Here is a 25,849-nt window from a genome sequence, read left to right as displayed (position 1 = left end):
AAGGCTTTTTCATATGTTTACAGGCCGGAGAACAGAGGGTATAAAGAGATATCGGATCAGATTGGAGAGAGTCGGGATGCTGAAAAGGAGACTGGAATTTTGCTTTTTATATATGATGCTGATCGGAGCATATGTGATATGGTTTTTTCCGGTTTCCAGGCTTGAGTTTTACGGCGGCTTGCTTTGCTATGCAAGCATTATCTTGTTCAGCATTTATTCGTTAATCTTAGAAAACCGCACCTCGCAGCACACGCTGTTATGGATCCACATTCTTATCTTTTTTCCGATCGCCGGGTACTTATTTTACCTATTTTCCGGCCAGCTTTATGAAAAAGGCAAGCTGTTCAGGTCAAAACGGACGTATACCCGGGAAAAGCTGAGAACGATATTTGATATGGAGCAAACTCCCGACCTGTCCGGATTGAAAGGAAATCAGAAGCGTTTCTTTCAATATTCAATCAAAGCGGCCCACATGAATATCAATACAAAAAGCAGGCTGAAGGTGCTCAAAAACGGGGATGAAACTTTTCCGGAGCTGTTTGAAGCGCTCCGGGGGGCAACATCATTTATACATATTGAATATTACATGTTCAAATCAGACATGCTCGGGCACAAGATGATGGAGATTATGATGGAGAAAGCGCGTCAAGGGGTGGAAGTGCGGTTTTTGTTCGATGCGGCCGGCAGCCTGAAGCTGTCCGGAAAAGATATTAAAAAACTGAAACGCGCGGGCGTGAACATCGTCCCGTTCCTGCCGCTGAAATACGGCTTTTTCAACCAGAAATTCAATTTCAGAAATCACCGCAAGATCGTCGTCGTTGACGGGAAAACCGGTTTTGTCGGCGGGCTGAATGTCGGTAAGGAATATATCAGCAAAGACAAAAACGTCGGCTTTTGGCGCGACACCCATATGAAAGTCGAAGGAGAAATCGTTCAGACACTCCACAGCATTTTTATGCTTGATTGGGAATATGTTTCTGATGAGGTGCTTATTGATCAGAAAGCATACAGCCGCCCGATTCCGGCAGAAAGCGGCGGCGTCTATCAAGTCGTTCCGACAGGTCCCGATATGAAGGAGCGGATGAGCGATCTGTATTATGCCATGATCGCGGCGGCCGAATCGTCTGTATGGATCGCGACGCCTTATTTCGTGCCGAATGAGCCGATCCGCACGGCGTTAAAGGAGGCTGCCGCAAGAGGCGTCCAAGTGCGTGTCATGGTGCCGGAAACCAATGACGGGTTTTTAACCCAGTACGCGTCGAGATCTTATTTCCCCGAGCTTCTTCGGGAAGGAATTGAAGTCTATTCCTATCAAAAAGGCTTTATGCATCAAAAAGTGCTCATCACTGACGGAAACCTTGCTTCTGTCGGGACGGCGAATATGGACATGAGAAGCTTTCAGCTGAACTTTGAAGTTAATGTGTTTTTTACAGATCAAGAGGCGATTAAAGATCTTGAAGCGCATTATCTGGAGGATATGAGAGAGTCTGAGAAAATCAGCCCCGTCCGTTTTTATAAGCGCACATTATGGGAAAGAACGAAGGAATCCTTCGCACGGCTATTTTCAGGCGTTTTGTAAAAAACGCTTTAAAAACTCCTTGTGTATAGTATAATTGAGAAATATTATCATTGAGTGCGAGGCACAAGGAGGACAGAATGGTGCTGCGACAATTTTTTTCTTATTATAAACCGTACAAAAAGCTGTTTTTTCTCGACTTCCTTTCTGCCATCGCAGGCGGATTGATGGAGCTGAGTTTTCCTCTGATCGTCAATTACTTTATCGATACATTGCTCCCGGGGCGGGATTGGAGTCTGATTATTTTGACTTCCATCGCTTTATTCGGGGTGTACGCCCTCAGCTCGGCACTTCAGTATGTTGTAACGTATTGGGGCCATATGCTCGGTATAAACATTGAAACTGATATGCGGAAAAAGCTATTTGACCATCTGCAAAAGCTGTCGTTCAAATTTTACGATAACAACAAAACGGGCAGTTTAATGTCTAAGCTCACCAATGATTTGATGTATATCGGAGAAACGGCCCACCACGGACCCGAGGACCTGTTTATCGCGATCATGACGATTTTGGGCGCATTCGGCGTCATGCTGTTCATTAACTGGCAGCTCGCGCTGTTGACCTTTATCATTATGCCGGTCGTCATTTGGCTCGCTTTGTATTTCAATAAAAAAATGACCTCCGCGTTTACAAAACTGAACAAAGACGTCGGAGATTTCAGCGCGAGGGTCGAAAATAACATCGGCGGCATCCGCCTTGTCCAGGCTTTCAGCAATGAAGCGTTTGAAAAGCAGCGGTTTGACGTGAACAATCAGCGGTTCCGCAAGACAAAACTGACGTCATATAAAATCATGGCGAAAAACGGTTCAATCAGTTACATGCTGACAAGATTCGTCACTCTGTTCGTCCTGTTGTGCGGCACATGGTTCGTCATTCGCGGATCATTATCCTACGGAGAATTCGTCGCTTTTGTGCTGCTGACGAACGTCCTGTTCCGTCCGATTGATAAGATCAACGCAATTATTGAGATGTATCCGAGGGGCATTGCCGGTTTTAAAAGCTTTATGGAAATACTGGAAACGGAGCCTGATATCAAGGATGCCCCGCACGCGAGACATGTACCCGGTTTAAAAGGGAATATCCGCTATGATCATGTGTCATTCGGTTACGAAGAAAACAGTCCGGTGCTGTCCGGCATCAATTTATCCATTCATGCGGGGGAGACAGTCGCATTTGTCGGGCCTTCGGGAGCGGGGAAATCAACGCTGACAAGTCTGCTTCCGCGTTTTTATGAGCCGTCTGAAGGTGTCATATCCATCGACGGCATCGATATTAAGGACATGACGCTGTCATCTCTGCGGGGACAAATCGGCGTCGTCCAGCAGGATGTCTTTCTGTTTTCCGGCACATTACGGGAAAATATTGCTTACGGGCGTCTGGACGCGTCTGAGGAAGAGATCTGGCAGGCCGTCCGGCAGGCGCATTTAGAGGATTTGGTAAACGGGTATCCCGACGGTTTGAACACGGTGATCGGCGAGCGCGGCGTGAAGCTGTCAGGCGGACAGAAACAGCGGCTTTCCATCGCCAGAATGTTTTTGAAAAACCCGTCGATCTTAATTTTGGATGAGGCTACATCAGCTCTCGACACAGAAACGGAAGCCGCCATTCAAAAGTCGCTGCAAGAACTGTCTGAAGGACGCACGACACTTGTGATCGCCCATCGGCTGGCTACGATTAAGGATGCGGACCGGATCGTCGTCGTCACGAAAGAAGGCATCGCTGAACAAGGACACCATAAGGAACTGCTGGCATCCGGCGGCATGTACCAGAGACTTCATCAGGCGCAATTCGGCGAGCTGATTCATTAATAAAGGAGAGACGAACGGAGCCGAGCGGCCTCCTGTCTCTCCTTTTTTTATGTAGTCCGTATTTAATGGGCTTCTTTGTGTGCAGGTTCGATGATATGTTTGAAACGGTCAATGAGCTGCACCGCTTTCTTTCCTTCCACTACAATTAAGTATTCTTGTTCTTTATGAGCCATTCTGAAAGTTTCCAGTTCGATGATATCTTTGATTTTGCACATCGTTTTTTTAGAGTAGATATACAGCTCATGGCCTCCCGTGTGGCAAAGCTGATAAAGCTGAAGCATGTTTCTTAAAGTGAACTTCTTAGCGGCTATTTTCAAAGATGTAATGTTTTTCATGTGTTGTCTCCTCCGTCTGATGGTCTGTTATTTCGGAAATTCCCCATATAATCGGCTGATAAACCTGGTTATGATTTCCACCTCAGCACGCCTCCCGCCAGGCGTTTGACTCCGCGGATGGCGCTTAATTCTTCGACGAGCCGAAGCAGCGCCCGGTCTTTCTCTTTTGCTTCAATCATAAAATCGATGTCCGTATCCCATTGTCTGAACCGCTCCAGCACCGGCAGGATGAAATTCGCATCCACATAGTCGGCATGACTGCGGATGGCTGCTTCTGATTTTGGTGAGGAGAGGTGGACTTTCGGCTTTAAGCCGATCCGCTTCCACGTCGTGATCATCCGGGGGAGAATGTCATCCAAATCCGCGTCATCGGTCGGATTGGCGTAAAAATGGTGGTAATCAAACACAAATGGAATGCCCTCTTGTTCACATACACTGAGTGTTTCTTCAGATGTATACGTTTTATCATCGTTTTCCAAAGTCATCCGCTGTTTGATGATATCGGGGAGCTCTTTCAAATTCATGCCGAAACGGCCAAGCGCGCTTTGTTTGTCGCCGTAAGCGCCCCCGACATGAATGTTAATGACGGCACGGTCCGCGATGCCCATAGCGTCGAGCATGTCATAATGATAGGCCATATCCTTGACCGCATTTGCGGTAATCTCCTGTTTTGGGCTTGTGAAAAGGGTGAACTGGTTCGGATGAAAACTCGTTCTGAGATCATATTTTCTGACCAGCTCGCCGATCTCGCGGAACTCCTGGCGAAACGGCGTGACAAAATCCCACAGCACATCCGGGTGGGTGGCGAGCGGCACAATCGAGCTTGAGAACCTGTACAGCGGGATGCCGTGTCCGATCACATAGTGGATGGTGCGCAGCGTATTGGTAAGATTTGCTTTCGTCACAGAAAGCAGGGCCTCTTTCCGTTCGCTTGCGGAAAGTGTTGTATAGCGCGCATACGTTAAGGTTTTTGCGGGGGATGCGTCCCAAAGACACGTGGCGTTTGAGACGAATCCGAATCTGAACAGCATAGGTTTTCTCCTTTATAAAAAATAAGATATGGCCCTTCCCAGCCATTCTGCAGGAAGCTGTCTGACGGAGCGCTGTTTCACTTTTTCTAATGTGAGGAGCTCGGATTTTTCGATGTCCTGCTTTATGGTTGAGAGCACTTCCTCAGTAAAGGTCTCATCATTAATGATGACATTCACTTCTTCATTCCAGAACAGGCTCCGTTTATCAAAATTCGGCGTGCCGATAATACTGATGCGGTCATCAATAATGAAGGCTTTGACATGATAAAAGCCTTGATAATACCGGTAGATGAGGCAGCCGGCCTTCAGAAGCTCGGGATAATAGGCAAAAGCTGTTTCCCGAACGAGCGGGTGGTCTGACTTCATCGGCACAATCAAAGTCACTTTGACGCCTTTTCGGCAAGCCGAAATAAGCGCTGCCTGAAGCTTTTTGCTCGGTACATAATAAGGCGTGCAGATAATGATGTTTTTCTCCGCTTTAAGGATGCAGCTTTCATAATGCGATTCAAGCGAAAAACCGTCAGACGCATATGTCCTATGAGCGATACTCCCTTCGGATAACGGCGGATAAACCTCGGGTGATTCCAGTGTTTTTCCGGTGCTTCGTTTCAGATCGTTTGCAAAAAGAGTCTGGAGATCCGCAGTGCCTTCGCCGGTCACCCGCAGGTGATAATCCTCCCAGTTTCCGAACTTCGCTTTTTTGCCGAGATACTCTTCCGCGATATTAAATCCGCCTACATAGCCGATTTTGCCGTCAATGACGGTCACTTTCCGGTGATTCCGTTTTTGCAGCCTGAAAAAAAGATACGGAAATCCCGGTTTGTTCAGAAAATGAACGTGAACGCCGGCTTTTTCCATCGTTTGAATGGAAGGCTTTTTCACTTGGCGGCTGCCCGCCCAATCGAGCAGCAGATATACGGAGACGCCGGCCTGCGCCTTTTCTTTCAATAAATGAAACATATCATGGCAGACTTGGTCGTTCTTCATAATAAAAAACATCATATGAATAGAAGAGACGGCTTGGCGGATATCAGCCGTCATTTGCTGCACAAGCTCATTGCCGCAGTGAATGAGTCTGATATCACTCTTTTTCGGCGCGAAAACGGGTTCGTACGCCTGTTTTTTGTACGCCGCCCGGCCAAGCAGCATATCAAGCAGCATAAGTGCGATAAATATAATGAAAATGACAAGTAACACAAAAAAGACCTTCATACCGACGCCTCCTTTCCGAAGTATCGGTAGTGTGCCCCGAGAATCCGAATTTAATTATTGACTGAACACTCATTCATTATTTATGATAAAGTAAAGATATGACAATGAAGAGGGGAATCAGAACAAAGGGGGAGACAAGATGAACGCTTTTCTCATGGTAAACGCGCTGCTGTTCTTAGCTGTAACCGCTTACGCCGTTTATTTATTCGTTTACCTGATCAGAACAAGGATCGCTTATATTAAGCTCGGCCAGAGGGAAGAATTTGATAAACGCCTGAAAGAACGCTTGCAGAAGATATGGGTGAATGTGTTCGGACAGAAAAAATTGCTGAAAGATAAAAAAAGCGGAATCATCCACGTTCTGTTTTTTTACGGTTTTATACTCGTTCAGTTCGGTGCTATTGATTTTATTCTGAAAGGGCTGCTTCCTGACCGGCATTTGCCGTTCGGCCCGCTTTATCCGGCATTTACCTTTTTTCAGGAAATCGTCACGTTTCTTATTTTAGTCGCCGTGGTCTGGGCATTTTACCGGCGCTACATTGAAAAACTCGTCAGACTGAAACGCGGGTTTAAGGCGGGGCTTGTCCTCCTGTTTATCGGCGGACTGATGGTAACGGTGCTTCTCGGGAACGCCATGAACCTTTTATGGCACGATCATTCTCTGTCTTGGACTGAACCGATCGCTTCCTCGATTGCGTTTGTACTCGGCGGTCTTTCAGCGCCGGCTGCAGCCGCCGTGTTTTATGTTTCATGGTGGCTTCATCTGTTGTTCCTGCTCAGCTTTTTAGTGTACGTGCCGCAATCAAAGCATGCGCACTTAATTGCGGGTCCGGCGAATGTGTTCCTCAGCAGGCTTGATTCAAAAGGAAAGCTGGAAAAAATCGATTTCACCGATGAGACGAAAGAAAGCTACGGCGTCGGAAAGATTGAAGACTTCCGCCGCTCTCAGCTTGTTGATCTTTATGCCTGCGTCGAGTGCGGACGCTGTACAAATATGTGTCCGGCCTCCGGTACGGGCAAAATGCTATCGCCGATGGATCTCATTTTAAAGCTCAGAGACCACCTGACGGAAAAAGGCGCTGCCGTGACGTCAAAGTCCCCGTGGGTGCCCGCCCCCGTTTTTCAGCACACGAAAGCGAATCAGCTCGCAGCGGCTTCCTCAGGGGGAGGATCGCGTGAGGCGGCGGCAGCCATTGACTACAACCCGAGCTTAATCGGCGAGGTTATCACGGAAGAGGAGATCTGGGCGTGCACCACATGCCGCAATTGTGAAGATCAATGCCCGGTCATGAATGAACACGTTGATAAAATTATCGATCTGCGCCGCTATCTCGTGCTTACGGAAGGGAAGATGGACAGCGACGCGCAGCGGGCGATGACAAGCATTGAAAGACAGGGAAACCCGTGGGGCTTAAACCGGAAAGAGCGGGAAAACTGGCGGGAGCAATCCGATGCGGAGATTCCGACGGTGAAAGAAATGAAAAAACAAGATAAAGAGTTCGAATACTTGTTTTGGGTCGGTTCAATGGGTTCCTATGACAACAGGAGCCAAAAGATTGCCGTTTCATTTGCAAAGCTGCTCAATGAAGCGGGCGTATCCTTTGCGATTCTTGGCAATAAAGAAAAAAACTCAGGCGATACACCGCGCCGTTTGGGCAACGAGTTTCTGTTCCAAGAGCTGGCGGAACACAACATCGGCGAATTTGAAAAACACGGGATCAAAAAAATCGTCACGATTGATCCGCACGCCTATAATATGTTCAAAAATGAATATCCGGATTTCGGATTCCGGGCCGAAGTCTATCATCATACTGAATTATTAGCAGAGCTAGTGTCGCAGGGGAAATTAAAACCGCTTCACCCGGTGAATGAGACGATTACTTTCCATGACTCATGCTATTTAGGCAGATACAATGAGGTGTATGAGCCGCCGAGAGCGATTTTAAAAGCTATTCCGGGCGTTCAATTGAAAGAAATGGAGCGCAGCCGTGAAAACGGAATGTGCTGCGGCGCCGGGGGAGGACTCATGTGGATGGAAGAAGAAACGGGAGCGAGAATTAACACGGCCCGGACCGAGCAGGCGCTTTCAGTCAGCCCGACGGTCATCAGCTCCGGCTGCCCTTACTGCCTGACCATGCTCGGTGACGGTACGAAAGCGAAAGAAGCCGAAGACGCGATCGGCACTTATGATGTCAGTGAATTGCTCGCCATGTCTGTATTCGGCGCGGAAAAACAAGAGTCTTTATAGAGAAAAGCAGGCCGCCCGCGCATATGCCGGCGGCTTTATTTTGGCGCATCGGACGAATTATGAAGGAACGGCTCTAAAATTTCTTAAATTACACTGTTAAGGGTAGCATATTCTGTTTTAATTTGTTTATAATGAGAGGTATGGTTTGTGAACAAAACAATACAAAATCGTTCTTATTATAGGATAGAAACAGATACATATAAGTAATAGAAAGGGAGTGTCCGACCTTGAGTATCAAACAATATTCTCAGGAACAGCTGAAGCAGATGGCTTTAGTTGAAATCGCTCACGAAATTTTCTCAGAACATAAAAAACCGGTTCCGTTCCAGGAGCTGCTGAATGAAATTATCTCCTTGCTCGGTGTTACGAAAGAGGAACTGGGTGACCGTATCGCCCAATTTTATACCGACCTTAACATTGACGGCCGCTTCATTGCCCTGTCAGACCAGACATGGGGGCTTCGCAGCTGGTATCCGTACGATCAGCTGGACGAAGAAACACAGCCGACTGTAAAAGCGAAAAAGAAAAAAGCGAAAAAAGTTGTTGAGGAAGATCTTGATCTTGACGAATTCGAGGAAGTTGATGAAGATGACATCGATCTCGATGAGGTTGAAGACGAGCTGGACATTGAATCAGAAGACTTTGACGACGATCTCGATGAAGATGAGGACGAAGAGCTTGAGATTGATGAGGAGATCATCGACGAAGATGAAGAGGATTTTGATGAGGAAGACGAGGATCGCAAAGACTGATATTCTATCTCGAAAACGATCTTGACTTTCATTGTCGAACTATGTAGTATGTATTTTGGGCTCTTCAAAAAGAAGAGAATTCATAAGAGTGCTACGCTCCCTTTCAAGAAATTGAAAGGGAGCTTTCTTATTTTCATCTCCCAAATTCTTTTACACATCATTTGTTTTTAGTGAAATGATTTTCTATAAAACGGCACATTTTAAAGAATGTAGCGCAGACCGAAGAGAGGAGCAAACGAAATGACGAAATACATTTTTGTAACCGGGGGAGTTGTATCTTCACTCGGAAAAGGAATTGTGGCAGCATCACTGGGCCGCCTTTTGAAAAACAGAGGCATGAGCGTCACTATCCAAAAATTTGACCCTTATATCAACGTTGACCCGGGAACGATGAGCCCGTACCAGCACGGTGAGGTATTCGTTACCGATGATGGCGCTGAGACTGACCTTGACTTAGGGCATTATGAGCGTTTCATTGACATTAATCTGAACAGATTCAGCAACGTGACGACCGGTAAAATCTACTCTGCCGTCTTGAAAAAAGAACGCCGCGGGGACTACCTCGGGGGAACGGTGCAGGTCATTCCGCATATCACAAATGAACTGAAAGACCGCGTTTACCGTGCCGGCAAAGAAACAAACGCGGATGTAGTCATTACTGAAATCGGCGGAACAGTAGGGGACATCGAATCCCTTCCGTTCCTGGAAGCCATCCGTCAAATGAAAAGCGACATCGGCCATGAAAACGTGATGTACATCCACTGTACGCTTGTGCCGTACATTAAAGCGGCGGGCGAGCTGAAAACAAAACCGACGCAGCACAGCGTAAAAGAGCTGAGAAGCCTCGGCATTCAGCCTAATATCATCGTCGTGCGCACAGAAATGCCGATTTCTCAAGATATGAAAGATAAAATCGCGCTGTTCTGCGATATTGACACGAAAGCGGTTATCGAATGTGAAGATGCGGACAACCTTTACTCCATCCCGCTTAACCTTCAGGAGCAGGGACTCGATAAGCTTGTCTGCGATCATATGAAATTAGAGTGCAAAGACCCGGATATGACGGAATGGAAAGACCTTGTCACGAAAGTGAAAAACTTGTCTAAAACCATTACAATCAGTCTCGTCGGAAAATATGTCGAGCTTCAGGACGCTTACATTTCAGTCGTTGAATCACTTCGCCACGCGGGCTATGCGTTTGACGCCGATGTGAAGATCAAATGGATTAACGCTGAAGAAGTGACAGAAAGCAATATTCAAGAGCTGACAAGCGGCACAGACGGAATCATCGTGCCGGGCGGTTTCGGAGACCGCGGCGTAGAAGGAAAAATCATCGCCGCCAAGTATGCGCGTGAACAAAAAATTCCGTTCTTCGGCATCTGCCTCGGTATGCAGATTGCATCCATTGAATATGCACGAAACGTATTAGGTCTGGAAGGGGCTCACTCTGCGGAGATCGATCCGTCTACTCCTTATCCGATCATCGACCTTCTTCCTGAACAAAAAGATGTCGAGGATCTTGGAGGAACGCTTCGTCTCGGACTGTACCCTTGTAAGCTTCAGGAAGACACGAAAGCTTTCGAAGCTTATGCGGATGAAGTGGTGTACGAGCGCCACCGCCACCGTTATGAATTCAATAATGAATACAGACAGCAAATGGAAGAGAACGGTTTTGTGTTCTCAGGCACAAGCCCTGACGGCCGCCTTGTGGAAATCATCGAGCTGAAAGACCATCCTTGGTATGTCGCTTGCCAATTCCACCCTGAGTTCAAATCAAGACCGACAAGACCTCAGCCTTTATTCAAAGACTTTATCGGCGCTTCCGTACAAGCTGCAGAAGAGAAGTAATAAAAAAAAGACTTGCCTCCGTTAGAAGCGGCAAGTCTTTTTTCTGCATCAGGCATATTCCTGCATCATTTCCTTTAACGTAAAGGACAGTGCGTGATATACATACAGGCCTGTCATTAATGAAGGGAAGCCGTATCTTGTTCCGTCTTCGTCGGGCAGAAGCGGCATTTTTAATTTGCTGTCAATATGAACATCGCAAAATTCCTCAATCCCGGTTTGGTCCTTGATGACGGGAGATACGCAGACGAGGCCGATGCCTTTTTCATAAAGCTTTTGAGCCAGCGCCTGTTCTTCAGCCGTGCCCGGACCTGAACAGAACATCAGCACCCTGTCGCTTTCTGTAATCGAATCAGCTGTATCCGGAAACGCTTTGACGGCAGGCATCGGTTCGGAGCCGAGTTCCGCCTCGCACAAAATGCCCTGCATCTCATTTGCGCCGTATAAATAAATGGAATGGCCGCTGACGGCTGCCTGCGCCAGCAGCCGCGCGCCGTCTTCTATTGCTTCTGATTCCTTATCCTGAATGCGGGAAAAAATGCCTGCAAGCTGTGTCGTAAAGATCTTTAACATGAGTGAAACCTCCTTTACACATACAAGAACAGTATACAACAAAAGAGAAAATGCTCAGAAAATGTCGGAAAGTAGACTATTATAATTAAAGGAAATGTGAAAATCAAACAGAATACATAAACAACTGCTTACTTTTGACGAAAATGATAATATTGGGGTGTAAAATGATGAATGAAAAGATTTTAATCGTAGATGACCAATACGGTATACGTATATTGCTTAATGAAGTGTTTCATAAAGAAGGGTACCAGACGTTTCAGGCCGCCAACGGCATTCAGGCGCTGGACATCGTAACGAAGGAACGGCCCGATCTCGTGCTTTTAGATATGAAAATCCCCGGCATGGACGGAATCGAAATTCTCAAACGAATGAAAATGATCGACGAATCCATCCGCGTCATTATTATGACCGCTTACGGAGAACTCGATATGATTAAGGAATCGAAAGAGCTCGGTGCGCTTACACATTTTGCCAAACCTTTTGACATTGATGAGATCAGAGACGCAGTGAAAAAATATTTACCTCTAAAATCGAATTAATAAAATTAGAAACAATTATGTCATTGTGTTGCCGATTTGTCGAAAAGTTGGTATCCTAGAGATGGAGAAAAAGCGATCTGTTGTTTTACATATGACAGGTTTTTATGGTCATGCTATAGGGTGGAAAGCTTTTTTCGAGAAGAAGCAAATCAGGCTACATAAGGAGGACTTTCGACATGCCTTTAGTTTCAATGACGGAAATGTTGAATACAGCTAAAGAAAAAGGATATGCTGTTGGACAATTTAACTTAAATAACCTTGAGTTCACTCAAGCTATTTTACAAGCAGCACAAGAGGAAAAATCCCCGGTTATTCTTGGTGTTTCAGAAGGCGCGGGACGCTACATGGGCGGCTTCAAAACAGTGGTTGCCATGGTTAAAGCTCTTATGGAAGAATACAAAGTGACAGTACCTGTTGCCATTCACTTAGACCACGGTTCAAGCTTTGAATCTTGTGCGAAAGCGATTCATGCAGGTTTCACTTCTGTAATGATCGACGCATCTCACCATCCGTTTGAGGAAAACGTAGCAACTACAGCTAAAGTGGTTGAGCTTGCTCATTTCCACGGCGTTTCAGTTGAAGCTGAACTCGGAACTGTCGGCGGACAGGAAGATGACGTTATCGCTGAAGGCGTAATCTATGCTGACCCTAAAGAGTGTCAAGAACTTGTAGAGCGCACTGGCATCGACTGCCTTGCACCTGCATTGGGTTCTGTTCACGGTCCTTACAAAGGCGAACCGAACCTCGGCTTCAAAGAAATGGAAGACATCGGCAAAACAACCGGCCTTCCGTTAGTACTTCATGGCGGTACAGGAATTCCGACTGCCGACATTAAAAAATCAATCTCACTTGGTACGGCTAAAATCAACGTAAACACTGAAAACCAAATTTCTTCTGCAAAAGCTGTCCGCGAAACATTGGCAGCTAAGCCGAACGAATACGATCCACGTAAATATCTTGGACCTGCTCGTGAAGCGATCAAAGAAACGGTTATCGGCAAAATGCGTGAGTTCGGTTCTTCAAACCAAGCTTAATCCAAATGTAACATCCATAACCGCCTGACAGCTTTGACAGGCGGTTTTATGTCTTACCTTTAGAAAGCGCAATCATGTTTTACAGTTCTGAAAATTTATTACTGGGGAGGCTTTCCTTATGTTATTTTTCATTGATACAGCAAACATTGACGAGATTAAAGAAGCTTATGAACTTGGCGTTCTTGCCGGAGTTACGACAAACCCTAGTTTAGTGGCAAAGGAAGCTGACGTGTCTTTCCATGACAGACTGCGTGAGATTACGGAAGTCGTGAAAGGCTCCGTAAGCGCCGAAGTCATTTCCCTGAATGCTGAAGAAATGATTGAAGAAGGTAAAGAACTTGCGAAAATCGCGCCGAATATCACGGTGAAAATTCCGATGACGTCTGAAGGATTAAAAGCCGTAAAAGCGCTGAGCGACCTGAACATTAAAACAAACGTGACGCTCATCTTCAGCGCCAACCAGGCGCTTTTGGCCGCCAGAGCCGGAGCGACTTATGTTTCTCCGTTCTTAGGCCGTCTGGATGATATCGGTCATAACGGTCTTGAACTGATTTCAGAAATAAGACAGATTTTTGACATTCATGACATTGATACACAAATCATCGCAGCTTCCATCCGTCATGCGCAGCACGTGACTGAAGCCGCTTTACGCGGTGCGCATATCGGTACGATGCCGCTGAAAGTCATTCACCAGCTGACAAAGCACCCGTTAACGGATAAAGGCATCGAGCAATTCTTGGCAGACTGGAATAAATAAGGGCGAAAAAGGCGGCAAACCGGTTGCATCCGTTTGCCGCACCCTTATGTTTTCCTGTTTGACGCGGGCCTTCAATATCAAAGTTCCCCGGAATGTAAACCCGGCGGGTCTCTGTGCATCCTATGTTAAAAATGCCCCGCAAAGCTTCGCTATTTTCTTCCTGTTATTTTATAATGTCCTTGTATTCTTTCTCTTCGAATTGGCTACATTTTGGACAAGAGCTTTATTTGCAGAGACAGAATAAAATGCCATTTTATTTACGCTCCGCTGCTATCTTCTTATGGAAGGAGACTATCATGGAAAAGTTGAATATTGCCGGCGGCGACCCGTTGAACGGAACCGTACATATCAGCGGCGCGAAAAACAGCGCCGTCGCATTGATACCCGCAACCATTCTGGCAAATTCCGAAGTAACGATTGAAGGGCTTCCGGAGATCTCAGATATTGAAACGCTGCGTGACCTGCTGAAAGAAATCGGCGGAAACGTCCATTTTGAAAAAGGAGAAATGGTCGTGGATCCTTCACCGATGATCAGCATGCCGCTTCCTAACGGCAAAGTAAAAAAACTCCGGGCTTCCTATTATTTAATGGGTGCGATGCTCGGGCGTTTCAAGCAGGCGGTCATCGGACTGCCGGGCGGATGCCATCTTGGGCCGCGGCCGATAGACCAGCACATTAAAGGGTTTGAGGCGCTTGGCGCAGAAGTCACCAATGAACAAGGCGCGATTTACCTGCGCGCCGAAAGGCTGAGAGGCGCACGGATTTATTTAGATGTCGTCAGCGTGGGAGCGACGATCAATATCATGCTTGCCGCTGTACTGGCTGAAGGAAAAACCGTGATAGAAAACGCCGCCAAGGAACCTGAGATTATTGATGTTGCCACATTGCTCACCAGTATGGGCGCAAAGATAAAGGGCGCCGGAACCAATGTGATCAGAATCGATGGCGTGAAGGAGCTGCACGGATGCAGGCATACCATCATCCCGGACAGAATTGAGGCGGGCACCTTTATGATCGCCGGCGCGGCGATGGGGAAAGAAGTCATTATTGATAATGTCATACCGACTCACCTGGAGTCTTTAACGGCAAAGCTCAGGGAAATGGGTTTTCACATTGAGACGAGTGATGATCAGCTGCTCATGCTCGGCGGGCAGAAGCAAATAAAACCGGTCGATGTGAAAACGCTTGTTTACCCGGGATTCCCGACTGACCTTCAGCAGCCGATGACATCTCTGTTAACGAGAGCGAGCGGCACGAGCGTCGTGACTGACACCATCTACTCGGCCAGATTTAAACATATTGATGAACTGAGACGGATGGGCGCCAACATGAAAGTGGAAGGCAGATCGGCCATTATCACCGGTCCGGCCGAGCTTCAGGGCGCAAAAGTAAAGGCGAGCGATCTGCGTGCGGGCGCTTGTCTGGTCGTAGCTGGGCTGATGGCTGACGGCGTAACCGAAATTACCGGTCTTGAGCATTTGGACCGCGGCTACAGCAATCTTGAGAAAAAACTCGAAGGTCTGGGCGCCACAATCTGGCGGCAAGGGCTGACGGACGAAGAAATAGAACAGCTGCAAAATTCATAGAAATGCGGACTTTTGAGAGGAGATCGTGTTGAAATGGAAAGAAGCTTATCAATGGAATTGGTTCGAGTTACTGAAGCGGCGGCTTTAGCATCTGCCAGATGGATGGGCCGCGGGAAAAAGGATGAAGCCGATGATGCGGCGACAAGCGCAATGCGTGACGTGTTTGACACGGTGCCGATGAAAGGCACGGTCGTGATTGGGGAAGGCGAGATGGACGAAGCGCCGATGCTTTACATCGGCGAAAAGCTCGGAAACGGATACGGCCCCCGCGTCGATGTCGCCGTCGATCCTCTTGAAGGCACAAACATCGTAGCCAGCGGCGGCTGGAATGCACTGACGGTGATCGCGGTCGCTGATCATGGAACACTGCTGAATGCTCCTGATATGTATATGGAAAAAATCGCGGTCGGACCTGAAGCGGTAGGCTGTATCGATATTGAAGCTCCTGTCATTGATAACTTAAAAGCTGTTGCGAAAGCGAAAAACAAAGATATTGAAGATGTCGTGGCAACCATTTTAAACCGTGACAGACATGAAAGAATCATCTCTGAATTGCGTGAGGCGGGCGCCAGGATCAAACTGATCAATGACGGTGATGTCGCGGGCGCCATCAATACGGCCTTTGACCATACGGGCGTAGACATTCTTTTCGGTTCAGGCGGGGCACCTGAAGGCGTGCTGTCTGCTGTTGCGTTAAAAGCGCTCGGCGGCGAGATCATCGGCAGGCTTCTGCCGCAAAGTGCGGAAGAGCAAGCCCGCTGTGAGCGGATGGGCCTTGATGTGTCCAAAGTGCTCCGGTTGGAGGACCTTGTGAGAGGGGACGACGCCATTTTTGCCGCAACGGGCGTAACGGACGGAGAGCTTTTGAAAGGCGTTCAGTTCAAAGGCTCCGTCGGCACGACTGAAAGTCTGGTCATCCGGGCGAAATCAGGAACGGTCCGATTCGTTGACGGAAGACACAGCCTGAAGAAGAAACCAAATCTTGTCATCCGGCCATAAATAGAGAAAAGCGGGACGGAAAGTCCCGCTTTTCTTTTGCAAAAAAGAGTCAACCCTATCATTTATATGTCAAAGCATTATTTAAGTTGAATAATTTTTTAAAATGAGGTAAAAATAAAGAGTGCTGCGATTTTTCTGTGTAATTCCTTCTTTTGAGTACTGGGAAATTTTCAAATTCTACCGCATACAGACGATATAAATATTGATCTTCTCAAGTTTTTGTCCTCGCTTCCTTCAAAACTCATTAAGACATTCCTTTTTTAAAAAAAGCGCCGATCATGGGTGGAAGTGTTACCGATAGAAGTTCCTGAACGTTTTATAAAAGAATGTGCTTTGGCGGAATCATGCTAAGCAGCCGATTTTGAATGAAAACAGCAATACATTGACTATGAAAAGCGTGGTGTTTTTATGAAAGACGTATCTATTTCCTCTTTGGAAAATATGAAATTAAAAGAACTATACGAACTGGCAAGACATTATAAAATCTCCTACTACAGCAAACTGACCAAAAAAGAATTAATCTTTGCGATACTGAAAGCCAACGCCGAGCAGGAGGATCTTCTGTTTATGGAAGGCGTGCTCGAAATCATCCAATCGGAAGGATTCGGCTTCCTCAGACCGATTAATTACTCGCCAAGCTCAGAAGACATCTACATTTCTGCTTCCCAGATCCGCCGCTTTGATTTAAGAAACGGTGACAAAGTATCCGGCAAGGTGCGCCCGCCGAAAGAAAATGAACGCTATTACGGACTTTTGCACGTTGAAGCGGTAAATGGAGATGATCCGGAATCTGCGAAAGAGCGCGTCCATTTTCCTGCGCTGACTCCGCTTTACCCGGATCGCCAAATGGTGCTTGAGACGAAACCGAATTATCTCTCAACACGAATTCTCGATATGATGGCTCCCGTCGGATTCGGCCAGCGGGGACTGATCGTAGCGCCGCCGAAAGCCGGTAAAACCATGCTGTTAAAAGAAATCGCTAACAGCATTACGACAAATCAGCCTGACGCTGAATTGATCGTTCTCTTAATTGACGAAAGACCGGAAGAAGTAACGGATATTGAACGTTCCGTAGCGGGCGATGTCGTCAGCTCGACGTTCGATGAGGTGCCGGAAAATCATATCAAGGTAGCTGAGCTTGTGCTGGAACGGGCGATGCGTCTCGTTGAACACAAAAAAGACGTCATCATTCTGATGGACAGCATTACCCGTTTGGCGCGTGCCTACAACCTCGTCATCCCGCCTAGCGGACGTACGCTTTCCGGCGGTATTGACCCGGCTGCATTCCATCGTCCGAAGCGCTTTTTCGGGGCTGCGAGAAACATTGAAGAGGGCGGCAGCCTGACCATTTTGGCGACAGCGCTCGTAGATACGGGCTCCCGGATGGATGACGTCATCTATGAAGAATTTAAAGGAACGGGCAACATGGAGCTTCACCTTGACCGTTCTCTTGCGGAAAGACGGATTTTCCCGGCGATCGATATCCGCCGCTCAGGCACACGGAAGGAAGAGCTGCTCGTGCCGAAAGAGCATCTTGACCGTTTATGGGCGATCCGCAAATCGATGTCTGATTCTCCGGACTTCGCAGAGAAGTTTATGAGAAAAATGAAAAAAACGAAAACGAATCAGGAATTCTTCGATCTGATCAACCAAGAATGGAAGCAGGCAAACCTTTCATCATCAGCCCGCCGCTGATAAAAAATGTATTTGCAAATGCAGTAAATGACTGATATAATTCTCTCATATGCGTTCCGGATTCGATCCGGAATAATAACTCTGTTTCCACACGGGATTCAGGGCGGAAGGAGATGGATACAATGAAAGCAGGAATTCATCCTAATTTCAAAAAAGCAACAGTTAAATGCGCTTGCGGAAATGAATTTGAAACAGGCTCAGTAAAAGAAGAGGTACGCGTTGAGATTTGCTCTGAATGCCACCCATTCTACACTGGACGTCAAAAATTCGCTTCTGCTGATGGTCGTGTTGATCGCTTTAACAAAAAATACGGTCTTAAGTAATAATAGATTTTACAGGCAGGCAAGAATTGCTTCTTGCCTGTTTTTTATGTCTATAAACAGGAAAAAAGGGGAGCGGATAGCCTATGTACATAATGAAGCAAAGCGGATGGCTTGAGCTGATATGCGGCAGCATGTTCTCTGGAAAATCAGAAGAGCTGATCCGCAGAGTGAAAAGAGCGACATATGCGAAGCAGGAGGTTAAGGTGTTCAAACCTGCCATTGATAATCGCTACAGTGAGGAAGCCGTCGTTTCTCACAATGGCACATCCATGACAAGTCACGTCATCTCGTCCTCGGCTGAAATATGGGATCATATCAGTGAAAGCACGGACGTCATCGCAGTAGATGAAGTGCAGTTTTTCGGCAAATCAATCATTGATGACTTATCCATGCTTGCTGATAAAGGCTATCGTGTCATTGCGGCCGGACTTGATATGGATTTCCGGGGAGAGCCGTTCGGCGTTGTGCCGGACCTGATGGCGATTGCCGAATCGGTAACGAAGCTGCAGGCGGTCTGCTCTGTCTGCGGGTCACCGGCAAGCCGTACGCAGCGTTTAATTGACGGGAAGCCCGCTTCCTATGATGATCCGGTCATTTTAGTAGGCGCGTCGGAGTCATACGAAGCGAGATGCAGACATCATCACGAAGTCCCGAAAAAACAGACTGATAAATAACCCTTTTCATGAAAACATCGGAAAAAAATCCGGTGTTTTTTTATCGTTTTTTCAAAAAATGTAGTTAAATAATTTAAAAAAGAGTATGAAAAAATTAAGTAATTTTCATCTCTTGAATTTTCATTTTTACAGGCATAAAATGACTAAGTAATGTAAATAGTTATGAGACATTGTTCGAATAATTGTCAAAAAAAGATATAGCAGATCGCGATCGCACTAGCCAAAACGGGTAATTACTTAACTTTGTTAACTATTTGAAGAAAGAAGGAGATTTTCTTGAATAATATTAAAGTAACGAAGGAAGGCAACTTAGAAACTACTTTAAGAGGAAAAGAAGTTCTATCTATCCCTACTTTAAATAAAGGTGTTGCGTTTTCAGCAGAGGAAAGAAAAAGCCTTGGATTAGACGGGCTGCTTCCTCCGACAATTCTGTCTCTTGATGAGCAGGCAAAACGCGCATACGAGCAGTTTCAGGCTCAGCCGGACCGCCTTCGCCAAAACGTGTATTTGAACGATTTGCAAAACCGTAACGAAGTTCTTTTCTTTAAATTGCTACAAAACCATCTTCGTGAAATGCTGCCGGTTGTTTACACACCGACTGTCGGTGAAGCGATTCAAGAATACAGCCATGAGTACAGAAGACCTCAAGGAATTTACCTTTCTATCGACAATGTGGAAGGAATTGAAGAAGCCTTTGAAAATCTTCATGCCACTGCGGGCGATATTGATCTGATCGTTGCGACAGATTCAGAAAGCATCCTCGGAATCGGTGACTGGGGTGTAGGCGGTATCAACATCGCCATCGGTAAATTAGCCGTATACACAGCTGCTGCCGGTATTGACCCAAGCCGTGTTATTCCTGTTGTTCTTGACGTCGGTACAAACAACGAGAAACTTCTGAATGATCCTTTATACATCGGTAACCGCCATGAACGTATCCAAGGCGAACGTTATGAAGCTTTCATTGACGCTTATGTAAAAGCTGCGCTTAAATATTTCCCTAAAGCTCTTCTTCACTGGGAAGACCTTGGAAACAAAAACGCGCGCAATATCATGAAGAAATACAACCATGAAATACTTACATTCAACGATGACATTCAAGGAACTGGTGCGATTACGCTTGCAGGTGTTCTTGCGGCTATGAAGAAAACAGGCGCGTCTATTAAAGATCAGCGTGTGGTTGTCTTCGGTGCGGGATCTGCCGGAATCGGAATCGCTGACCAAATCCGCGACACTATGGTGCTTGCCGGTCTTTCTGAAGAAGAAGCCAACAAAGCGTTCTACACAATGGACTACAGAGGCTTATTAATTGAAGGCATGGAAAACATTCTTGATTTCCAACAGCCGTACCTGCGTACAGCTGAAGAAATTAAAGATTGGAAACGCGATGAAAATGGACAAATTCCTTTCATTGAAGTTATCCGTCAAGCGAAACCGACTATCTTAATCGGTACATCAGGCCAAAGCGGTGCATTCAGTGAAGAAATCGTGAAAGAAATGGCTAAACACGTTGAGCGTCCGGTCATCATGCCGATGTCTAACCCGACACCGCTTGCTGAAGCCGTTCCTAGCGATCTTTTCAAATGGACTGACGGTAAAGTGCTTGTGGCGACAGGAAGCCCGTTTGACAATGTCGAGTACAATGGCGTTTCTCATGAAATCGGACAATCTAACAACGCATTCGCGTTCCCTGGACTTGGTCTTGGTTCAATCGTTGTAGAAGCGAAAGTGATTACTCCTGCAATGTTTGCGGCAACTGCTGACGCAATCGCAGAAAGCGTTGATTTTGAAACACCGGGTGCAGGCCTTCTGCCGAGCATGAGCGACTTACAAGAAGTTTCAATTAAAGTTGCGATCGCAGTAGCGGAAACTGCAATTAAAGAAGGCGTGGCAAACCGCATTCCTGAAAATGTGGAACAAGCCGTTCTTGATGCAATGTGGAAACCGCAATATAAACAAGTTGTAGCTAAATAATTTGTACGATTAATTTTACAGTCCGAGGGAAAGCTTTTATCTAAAGGCTAAAGTATACGGACATCAAGGATTTGGAGGAGAACATTTTGAGCTTCTTAGATATTTTAATCCTCCTGGCACCGATCTTTTTCGTGATCGTGCTGGGTTGGTTCGCAGGTCGCTTCGGAAGTTATGACGCGAAGTCAGCAAAAGGGGTAAGCACCTTAGTTACGAAGTACGCGCTGCCGGCGCATTTTATCGCCAGCATTTTAACCACTTCAAGAAGTGCGTTTTTAACACAGATTCCTTTGATGATCGCTTTAATCATCGGGATCGTCGGATTCTATATCGTCATTTTGCTGGTATGCAAATTTATCTTTAAGTATGATTTAACGAATTCATCTGTATTTTCTTTAAACTCAGCACAGCCGACATTTGCGTTTATGGGTATTCCTGTACTCGGAAGCTTGTTCGGCGCAAACGAAGTAGCGATTCCTATTGCCGTTACGGGTATCGTAGTTAACGCCATGCTTGATCCGCTTGCGATCATTATCGCTACTGTCGGTGAGTCATCTAAGAAACAAGACAATGAAAACGAAAGCTTCTGGAAAATGACTGGTAAGTCTATTCTTCACGGTCTTTCCGAACCGCTTGCGGCTGCACCGCTTATCAGTATCATTCTTGTGCTTTTCGGTGTAAGTCTTCCTGAGCTGGGCGACAAAATGCTTGAGCAGCTCGGCAGCACAACATCAGGTGTTGCGCTCTTCGCCGTCGGTGTAACTGTCGGTATCCGCAACATTAAGCTCAGTCTGCCGGCTTTCGGTATCGCTTTGTTAAAAGTTGCCGTTCAGCCTGCATTGATGTACCTGATCGCTCTTGCAGTTGGACTTCCGGCTGACCAGATCACAAAAGCGGTATTGCTTGTTGCATTCCCTGGATCTGCGGTAGCGGCGATGATTGCCACACGCTTCGAAAAACAAGAGGAAGAAACTGCGTCAGCGTTCGTAATCAGTGCGATTTTATCTCTGATCTCACTGCCGATCATCATTGCGCTGACCGCATAATAAAAAGCTCCCTGTTTCAGGGAGCTTTTTTGATTAGAATTGAAATTTAAAAGGTGAAAATCTGGTTTTTTTTCTGGATTTCTTATGTTCTGAAGAAGCGGCTGTTTCTGAGAGGGGAGCTGACTGGGCAAGTTCCTGGATGCGGGAGGCCAATGTTTGCAATTCGGCATTGAGGTCGTCAATTTCCCGCCTGTGCTGAAGAAGCTGATATGAAACCCCTTCATCCGCTTTTTGTTTCAGCTGGCGTTCCAGCTCTTCTATTCTGGAAAGCAGATGGTTCCCGTCCTGTTTCTCTTTCGTGAGAACATCCAGTTTGCGCTCCAGCTCAGCCAACCTTTGTTCGGCGCCGCCGTTGATTTTCGGACGCTGCAAAATAAAGCCCGTCCGTTTTTTCGGCTGCCGGGGCACTTGGACGTCCAGAAGAGCAGTGCCTTCAGAAATTTGCTGCTTGACCGATTTCAGCACATCAAGGTCCTCAGGCGTAAAAGAATAATGTCCGAGCTCGTTCCGTTCAGCCGGAAGATTCAGCTGCTTGACCCACCTTTGCACCGTTTTTGCGGAGACGCCGAGTTCTTTCGCGGCCATGTTTGTATTCATGATCACATACCTCCTTTTTTGCTAGGTATTCGACCATGAGGCGGCGTTCCCTTCACATTAGACAAAACAAGAAGGAATTCGCCAAAGAAAGCGGCATTTCTTCAAAAAACGTTACGCTTCATACAATTCAAGCGGAAGCTTGTCGGGATCGAAGAAAAAGGTAAAGCGTTTTCCCGTCAGCGGATCGGTTCTGATCGGTTCTGTTTCGATGCCTTTTTCCTTTAACTCCCGGACGGCTGCTTCAAGATCGTTTACAGTGAAGGCAAGATGCCGGAGACCTGCGGCTTCAGGGCGGGTCGGCCGTTCGGGCGGATCGGGGAAGGAAAACAATTCAATCACATACGCGCCGTCCAGCGCCAGATCGAGTTTATAAGACCCGCGCTCCTTTCGGTATGTTTCTTTCATAATGCCGAAACCGAGTATCTCGGTGTAAAAAGCTTTCGACTTTTCATAATCAGAGCATATGATTGCTATATGGTGGATGGATTTCAGCATATCCGCTCCTCCTTTTTTGCTTCAGTATAACAGAGGCGAATTGCTTTTGACTGGCGATAAGCCCTATACTATAATGAGAATGTTACGCACAGGAAAACAGAGGTGAAGACCGTGTTAGACCGTTTACAGTCAATTGAACAACGATACGAAAAATTAAATGAGCTTTTAAGTGATCCGGAAGTGGTCAACGATCCGAAAAAGCTTAGAGAATATTCGAAAGAGCAATCTGATATACAAGAAACCGTTGAAGTCTATAGACAATACAGAGACGCATCAGAACAGCTTGCCGATGCGAAAGCGATGCTTGAGGATAAGCTTGATGCCGATATGAGAGAAATGGTGAAGGAAGAAATCTCCGAACTTCAGGGAGAGACTGAAACCTTATCAGAGCGTTTGAAAGTGCTTCTCATCCCGAAAGACCCGAACGATGACAAAAATGTCATCATGGAGATCCGCGGCGCAGCGGGCGGAGAAGAAGCCGCGCTGTTTGCGGGAAATCTCTACAGAATGTACTCCCGTTATGCCGAAGTCCAAGGCTGGAAGACTGAAGTCATGGAAGCAAGCGTGACCGGAACGGGCGGTTACAAGGAAATCATCTTTATGATTACGGGAAAAGGCGCGTACTCTAAGCTGAAATATGAAAATGGGGCGCACCGCGTGCAGCGTGTACCGGAAACGGAATCAGGCGGCCGTATTCATACGTCTACGGCGACGGTGGCGTGTCTTCCTGAAGCGGAAGAAGTAGAAGTGGACATCCACGAAAAAGATATCCGCGTTGATACATTCGCATCAAGCGGACCGGGCGGACAAAGCGTAAACACGACAATGTCAGCCGTACGTTTAACGCATTTACCGACAGGTGTCGTCGTATCCTGCCAGGACGAAAAGTCTCAGATTAAAAACAAAGAAAAAGCGATGAAGGTGCTCCGCGCCAGAGTCTATGACAAATTCCAGCAGGAAGCTCAGGCTGAATACGATCAAAACCGTAAATCAGCCGTCGGCTCAGGCGACCGTTCCGAACGTATCCGCACATACAATTTCCCGCAAAACCGTGTGACGGATCACCGCATCGGCCTGACGATTCAAAAGCTGGATCAAATCCTGGAAGGCAAGCTTGATGAAGTGGTTGAAGCGCTAATCGTAGAAGACCAGTCAAGCAAGCTCCAGCAGGCGGAAAATTAAGATGAAGACCATTTTTGAAGCCCTAAGCTGGGCTTCTTCTTATTTAACTGAAGCGGGAAGAGAAAAAAACGCGGCCGAGCTGCTGCTGTTAAATGATACCGGAATGGATCGGAGCAAGCTTCTCGCAAATCTGCAGGAGCCCGTCGGCGAGGACGAGCTTTACCGATTCAGACGGCATGTGGAAATGCATAAAGAAGGCGTTCCGATTCAATATATTATCGGGAAAGAACAGTTTTACGGCAGGGAATTTTTTGTGAATGACGATGTTCTCATTCCGCGTCCGGAAACGGAAGAGGTCGTCTTTCATCTGCTGGACAAACAGAAGCGGGTGTTTTCCGAGGGAGAACGCCTGAACGTCATTGATATCGGTACGGGGAGCGGAGCCATTGCGGTGACACTTGCGCTTGAATGCGGTCATTTTTCAGTAGCGGCTTCGGATATTTCAAAAGAAGCGCTTCAGGTGGCGCAAAGAAATGCGCAAAACCTCGGAGCGGACGTGTGCTTTTTACAGGGAGACCTGTTAACTCCTTTTATTTCGTCAGGAAAAAAAGCGGACATTATTGTTTCCAATCCGCCGTATATTTCTGAAGAAGAGATGGCGGATTTATCGGATATCGTCCGTTTCCATGAGCCGCTTCATGCCCTTACGGACGGCGGTGACGGTTTGAAATTCTACAAGCGGTTTATGGAGGATCTGCCTCTTGTCATGAAGGACAAAGCGCTTGTCGTATTTGAAATCGGATATAATCAGGGAAAAGCCGTGGGAGACCTGTTCCGTCATTCCTTTCCGAATGCGGAAGTGGAAGTCGTAAAGGACATCAACGGAAAAGACAGAACCGTTTCGGCGGTCATCAAATCATGAAAAAAGCCTGCCGGTACGCACACGGCGGGCTTTTGTACAATGGAAAGAAAATGAAGGGGGATCCGCCTTGAAAAAAGCGTTTGCCTTCGGATGTATACTGGCCGCCGCAGCTTGTGCGGCAGGATTTGTTCTGCCGTTTGACTTTGATGTCATATTCGGTGCCGTTACGGCCGTTCTTATCATCACGGCGATCATTGTTTCCGGGCTGGCCGTAAGCGGAGCGGAGCAGCGGGCCAACTATCATTCTGAAACAAAAGAAGGACGGCACGCCCGTTTGAAGATGGCCGCCGTTTTCTTTTGCGGCGCTCTGCCTTCAGCCGTCTGTCTGCTGATTACGCTTCTGTAGCCGGGGTTGGTCTTTGCAGCAATACGGAATCCCACACCCAATAGACGATGGCTGTTAAAACCGCAAAGATATAAAAGGCTGAATTAGAAAACAGAGATTGGCCTGACGGCTGCAAAAGGCCGAAGATGAGCCCGTTTGCGACGAATGACGCCCCTAAATAATAAAGAAAATACACCGGGTGAAATCTCTTCGGCTTTTTATTCAGAAAGTATTGAAGCGGGAGCGCGAAAATTAAATAAGGAAACAAAAAATAAAACGCCATCGAAATGAAAGCCGCAATAATGAATTGATGAACATACAAAATTGAATAAATGACAGACATACATGCCGCCGACAGCAGCACGGTGTAATTATATTTCATCT

At 46.8% G+C, this 25,849-nt stretch carries 25 protein-coding genes and 1 pseudogene; 19 read left to right on the top strand and 7 right to left on the bottom strand.

The features are described from left to right. Nucleotides 1-76 precede the first annotated feature (76 nt). Together cls (QRX25_RS18070) and QRX25_RS18065 are read left to right on the top strand one after the other, a co-directional pair. Entirely contained in the window at nt 77-1,579 is a 1,503-nt protein-coding gene (gene cls, locus QRX25_RS18070; protein ID WP_212099641.1) for a cardiolipin synthase, read from the top strand. 80 nt (nt 1,580-1,659) lie between these two features. Beyond that, nucleotides 1,660-3,384, top strand: a complete 1,725-nt coding sequence (locus tag QRX25_RS18065; protein WP_212101787.1) for an ABC transporter ATP-binding protein — start codon at nt 1,660-1,662, stop codon at nt 3,382-3,384. A 62-nt stretch (nt 3,385-3,446) separates the two neighbouring features. Here the strand turns inward: QRX25_RS18065 and QRX25_RS18060 are convergent, their stop codons facing one another. The 3 genes from QRX25_RS18060 to cls (QRX25_RS18050) form a co-directional block, all read right to left on the bottom strand. Next, nucleotides 3,447-3,719 carry a hypothetical protein gene (locus QRX25_RS18060; protein WP_016937610.1) on the bottom strand — a complete coding sequence of 91 codons (273 nt, stop codon included), beginning with the start codon at nt 3,717-3,719 and terminating at the stop codon, nt 3,447-3,449. A gap of 68 nt (nt 3,720-3,787) precedes the next feature. Then, nucleotides 3,788-4,750 carry a UV DNA damage repair endonuclease UvsE gene (uvsE, locus tag QRX25_RS18055; protein ID WP_212099638.1) on the bottom strand — a complete coding sequence of 321 codons (963 nt, stop codon included), beginning with the start codon at nt 4,748-4,750 and terminating at the stop codon, nt 3,788-3,790. Nucleotides 4,751-4,762: 12 nt separating this feature from the next. After that, the gene (cls, locus tag QRX25_RS18050) at nt 4,763-5,962 is read right to left on the bottom strand and encodes a cardiolipin synthase (RefSeq protein WP_212099635.1); all 1,200 of its coding nucleotides are present in this window, start codon (nt 5,960-5,962) and stop codon (nt 4,763-4,765) included. Nucleotides 5,963-6,101: 139 nt separating this feature from the next. Here cls (QRX25_RS18050) and QRX25_RS18045 point away from each other — a divergent pair, with 139 nt between their 5' ends. From QRX25_RS18045 to pyrG, 3 genes are all read left to right on the top strand, one after another. Beyond that, entirely contained in the window at nt 6,102-8,210 is a 2,109-nt protein-coding gene (locus QRX25_RS18045; protein WP_115996658.1) for a (Fe-S)-binding protein, read from the top strand. A gap of 227 nt (nt 8,211-8,437) precedes the next feature. Further along, nucleotides 8,438-8,962: a DNA-directed RNA polymerase subunit delta gene (gene rpoE / locus QRX25_RS18040; protein WP_115996660.1), complete on the top strand. Its 525-nt coding sequence runs from the start codon at nt 8,438-8,440 to the stop codon at nt 8,960-8,962. Nucleotides 8,963-9,202: 240 nt separating this feature from the next. Continuing rightward, complete coding sequence (gene pyrG, locus QRX25_RS18035) at nt 9,203-10,810, top strand: glutamine hydrolyzing CTP synthase (RefSeq protein WP_045512698.1); 1,608 nt, start codon at nt 9,203-9,205, stop codon at nt 10,808-10,810. A 48-nt stretch (nt 10,811-10,858) separates the two neighbouring features. On the opposite strand, the gene QRX25_RS18030 is transcribed toward pyrG, so the two are convergent. Next, nucleotides 10,859-11,380, bottom strand: coding sequence for a DUF2529 domain-containing protein (locus tag QRX25_RS18030; protein ID WP_065982559.1), 522 nt, complete (start codon nt 11,378-11,380; stop codon nt 10,859-10,861). Nucleotides 11,381-11,544: 164 nt separating this feature from the next. Here QRX25_RS18030 and spo0F point away from each other — a divergent pair, with 164 nt between their 5' ends. The 11 genes and pseudogenes from spo0F (at nt 11,545) to QRX25_RS17980 (ending at nt 22,004) form a co-directional block, all read left to right on the top strand. After that, the gene (spo0F, locus tag QRX25_RS18025; RefSeq protein ID WP_012118670.1) at nt 11,545-11,919 is read left to right on the top strand and encodes a sporulation initiation phosphotransferase Spo0F; all 375 of its coding nucleotides are present in this window, start codon (nt 11,545-11,547) and stop codon (nt 11,917-11,919) included. A 176-nt stretch (nt 11,920-12,095) separates the two neighbouring features. Next, on the top strand, nt 12,096-12,953 hold the full coding sequence (locus QRX25_RS18020) for a class II fructose-bisphosphate aldolase (protein WP_013353932.1): 858 nt from the start codon (nt 12,096-12,098) through the stop codon (nt 12,951-12,953). Nucleotides 12,954-13,071: 118 nt separating this feature from the next. Then, the gene (fsa, locus tag QRX25_RS18015; RefSeq protein ID WP_045512695.1) at nt 13,072-13,710 is read left to right on the top strand and encodes a fructose-6-phosphate aldolase; all 639 of its coding nucleotides are present in this window, start codon (nt 13,072-13,074) and stop codon (nt 13,708-13,710) included. 296 nt (nt 13,711-14,006) lie between these two features. Continuing rightward, the gene (gene murA / locus QRX25_RS18010) at nt 14,007-15,296 is read left to right on the top strand and encodes a UDP-N-acetylglucosamine 1-carboxyvinyltransferase (protein ID WP_013353930.1); all 1,290 of its coding nucleotides are present in this window, start codon (nt 14,007-14,009) and stop codon (nt 15,294-15,296) included. 33 nt (nt 15,297-15,329) lie between these two features. Continuing rightward, nucleotides 15,330-16,295, top strand: coding sequence for a class II fructose-bisphosphatase (glpX, locus tag QRX25_RS18005; RefSeq protein ID WP_065982558.1), 966 nt, complete (start codon nt 15,330-15,332; stop codon nt 16,293-16,295). A gap of 201 nt (nt 16,296-16,496) precedes the next feature. Next, nucleotides 16,497-16,646: pseudogene (locus QRX25_RS19880) on the top strand (hypothetical protein). Between the two features lie 57 nt (nt 16,647-16,703). Next, nucleotides 16,704-17,990 (top strand): transcription termination factor Rho, encoded by a 1,287-nt coding sequence (gene rho / locus QRX25_RS18000; RefSeq protein ID WP_003151107.1) that lies wholly within the window; start codon nt 16,704-16,706, stop codon nt 17,988-17,990. A 122-nt stretch (nt 17,991-18,112) separates the two neighbouring features. Continuing rightward, nucleotides 18,113-18,313 carry a 50S ribosomal protein L31 gene (rpmE, locus tag QRX25_RS17995; protein WP_003151132.1) on the top strand — a complete coding sequence of 67 codons (201 nt, stop codon included), beginning with the start codon at nt 18,113-18,115 and terminating at the stop codon, nt 18,311-18,313. 83 nt (nt 18,314-18,396) lie between these two features. After that, on the top strand, nt 18,397-18,987 hold the full coding sequence (locus QRX25_RS17990) for a thymidine kinase (RefSeq protein ID WP_115996662.1): 591 nt from the start codon (nt 18,397-18,399) through the stop codon (nt 18,985-18,987). Nucleotides 18,988-19,263: 276 nt separating this feature from the next. Then, complete coding sequence (malS, locus tag QRX25_RS17985) at nt 19,264-20,961, top strand: oxaloacetate-decarboxylating malate dehydrogenase (RefSeq protein WP_013353927.1); 1,698 nt, start codon at nt 19,264-19,266, stop codon at nt 20,959-20,961. 86 nt (nt 20,962-21,047) lie between these two features. Then, a complete protein-coding gene (locus QRX25_RS17980) occupies nt 21,048-22,004 on the top strand; it encodes an AEC family transporter (protein ID WP_013353926.1) in 957 nt (318 codons plus the stop codon). 33 nt (nt 22,005-22,037) lie between these two features. Here the strand turns inward: QRX25_RS17980 and racA are convergent, their stop codons facing one another. Then, nucleotides 22,038-22,601, bottom strand: a complete 564-nt coding sequence (gene racA / locus QRX25_RS17975; RefSeq protein ID WP_115996664.1) for a chromosome-anchoring protein RacA — start codon at nt 22,599-22,601, stop codon at nt 22,038-22,040. Between the two features lie 111 nt (nt 22,602-22,712). Further along, nucleotides 22,713-23,096 carry an SMU1112c/YaeR family gloxylase I-like metalloprotein gene (gloA2, locus tag QRX25_RS17970; protein WP_014471155.1) on the bottom strand — a complete coding sequence of 128 codons (384 nt, stop codon included), beginning with the start codon at nt 23,094-23,096 and terminating at the stop codon, nt 22,713-22,715. A 111-nt stretch (nt 23,097-23,207) separates the two neighbouring features. Here gloA2 and prfA point away from each other — a divergent pair, with 111 nt between their 5' ends. The 3 genes from prfA (at nt 23,208) to QRX25_RS17955 (ending at nt 25,486) form a co-directional block, all read left to right on the top strand. Beyond that, nucleotides 23,208-24,278 (top strand): peptide chain release factor 1, encoded by a 1,071-nt coding sequence (prfA, locus tag QRX25_RS17965; protein WP_212101784.1) that lies wholly within the window; start codon nt 23,208-23,210, stop codon nt 24,276-24,278. A gap of 1 nt (nt 24,279) precedes the next feature. Then, nucleotides 24,280-25,140, top strand: a complete 861-nt coding sequence (prmC, locus tag QRX25_RS17960; RefSeq protein ID WP_212099632.1) for a peptide chain release factor N(5)-glutamine methyltransferase — start codon at nt 24,280-24,282, stop codon at nt 25,138-25,140. A 67-nt stretch (nt 25,141-25,207) separates the two neighbouring features. Beyond that, nucleotides 25,208-25,486, top strand: a complete 279-nt coding sequence (locus QRX25_RS17955) for a DUF5316 family protein (RefSeq protein WP_212099629.1) — start codon at nt 25,208-25,210, stop codon at nt 25,484-25,486. On the opposite strand, the gene QRX25_RS17950 is transcribed toward QRX25_RS17955, so the two are convergent. Beyond that, nucleotides 25,473-25,847 (bottom strand): UPF0715 family protein, encoded by a 375-nt coding sequence (locus QRX25_RS17950; RefSeq protein WP_065982553.1) that lies wholly within the window; start codon nt 25,845-25,847, stop codon nt 25,473-25,475. The two genes, QRX25_RS17955 and QRX25_RS17950, sit on opposite strands and share 14 nt — an antisense overlap. Between the last annotated feature and the right edge of the window lie 2 nt (nt 25,848-25,849).

It is taken from the genome of Bacillus sp. L381, from assembly GCF_030284525.1.
Classification (GTDB): domain Bacteria; phylum Bacillota; class Bacilli; order Bacillales; family Bacillaceae; genus Bacillus; species Bacillus amyloliquefaciens.
This window is presented reverse-complemented; position numbering and strand designations above follow the sequence as displayed.

What these genes read in the sequence shown, in the direction of transcription:
- rpmE (WP_003151132.1), top strand. Translation starts at nt 18,113, where the DNA reads ATGAAAGCAGGAATTCATCCTAATTTCAAAAAAGCAACAGTTAAATGC.
- rho (WP_003151107.1), top strand. Translation starts at nt 16,704, where the DNA reads ATGAAAGACGTATCTATTTCCTCTTTGGAAAATATGAAATTAAAAGAA.
- QRX25_RS18060 (WP_016937610.1), bottom strand. Translation starts at nt 3,719, where the DNA reads ATGAAAAACATTACATCTTTGAAAATAGCCGCTAAGAAGTTCACTTTA.
- cls (WP_212099635.1), bottom strand. Translation starts at nt 5,962, where the DNA reads ATGAAGGTCTTTTTTGTGTTACTTGTCATTTTCATTATATTTATCGCA.
- racA (WP_115996664.1), bottom strand. Translation starts at nt 22,601, where the DNA reads ATGAATACAAACATGGCCGCGAAAGAACTCGGCGTCTCCGCAAAAACG.
- QRX25_RS18030 (WP_065982559.1), bottom strand. Translation starts at nt 11,380, where the DNA reads ATGTTAAAGATCTTTACGACACAGCTTGCAGGCATTTTTTCCCGCATT.
- QRX25_RS18020 (WP_013353932.1), top strand. Translation starts at nt 12,096, where the DNA reads ATGCCTTTAGTTTCAATGACGGAAATGTTGAATACAGCTAAAGAAAAA.
- fsa (WP_045512695.1), top strand. Translation starts at nt 13,072, where the DNA reads ATGTTATTTTTCATTGATACAGCAAACATTGACGAGATTAAAGAAGCT.
- QRX25_RS18045 (WP_115996658.1), top strand. Translation starts at nt 6,102, where the DNA reads ATGAACGCTTTTCTCATGGTAAACGCGCTGCTGTTCTTAGCTGTAACC.
- prmC (WP_212099632.1), top strand. Translation starts at nt 24,280, where the DNA reads ATGAAGACCATTTTTGAAGCCCTAAGCTGGGCTTCTTCTTATTTAACT.
- pyrG (WP_045512698.1), top strand. Translation starts at nt 9,203, where the DNA reads ATGACGAAATACATTTTTGTAACCGGGGGAGTTGTATCTTCACTCGGA.
- glpX (WP_065982558.1), top strand. Translation starts at nt 15,330, where the DNA reads ATGGAAAGAAGCTTATCAATGGAATTGGTTCGAGTTACTGAAGCGGCG.
- gloA2 (WP_014471155.1), bottom strand. Translation starts at nt 23,096, where the DNA reads ATGCTGAAATCCATCCACCATATAGCAATCATATGCTCTGATTATGAA.
- murA (WP_013353930.1), top strand. Translation starts at nt 14,007, where the DNA reads ATGGAAAAGTTGAATATTGCCGGCGGCGACCCGTTGAACGGAACCGTA.
- spo0F (WP_012118670.1), top strand. Translation starts at nt 11,545, where the DNA reads ATGATGAATGAAAAGATTTTAATCGTAGATGACCAATACGGTATACGT.
- uvsE (WP_212099638.1), bottom strand. Translation starts at nt 4,750, where the DNA reads ATGCTGTTCAGATTCGGATTCGTCTCAAACGCCACGTGTCTTTGGGAC.
- cls (WP_212099641.1), top strand. Translation starts at nt 77, where the DNA reads ATGCTGAAAAGGAGACTGGAATTTTGCTTTTTATATATGATGCTGATC.
- QRX25_RS17990 (WP_115996662.1), top strand. Translation starts at nt 18,397, where the DNA reads ATGTACATAATGAAGCAAAGCGGATGGCTTGAGCTGATATGCGGCAGC.
- QRX25_RS17950 (WP_065982553.1), bottom strand. Translation starts at nt 25,847, where the DNA reads ATGAAATATAATTACACCGTGCTGCTGTCGGCGGCATGTATGTCTGTC.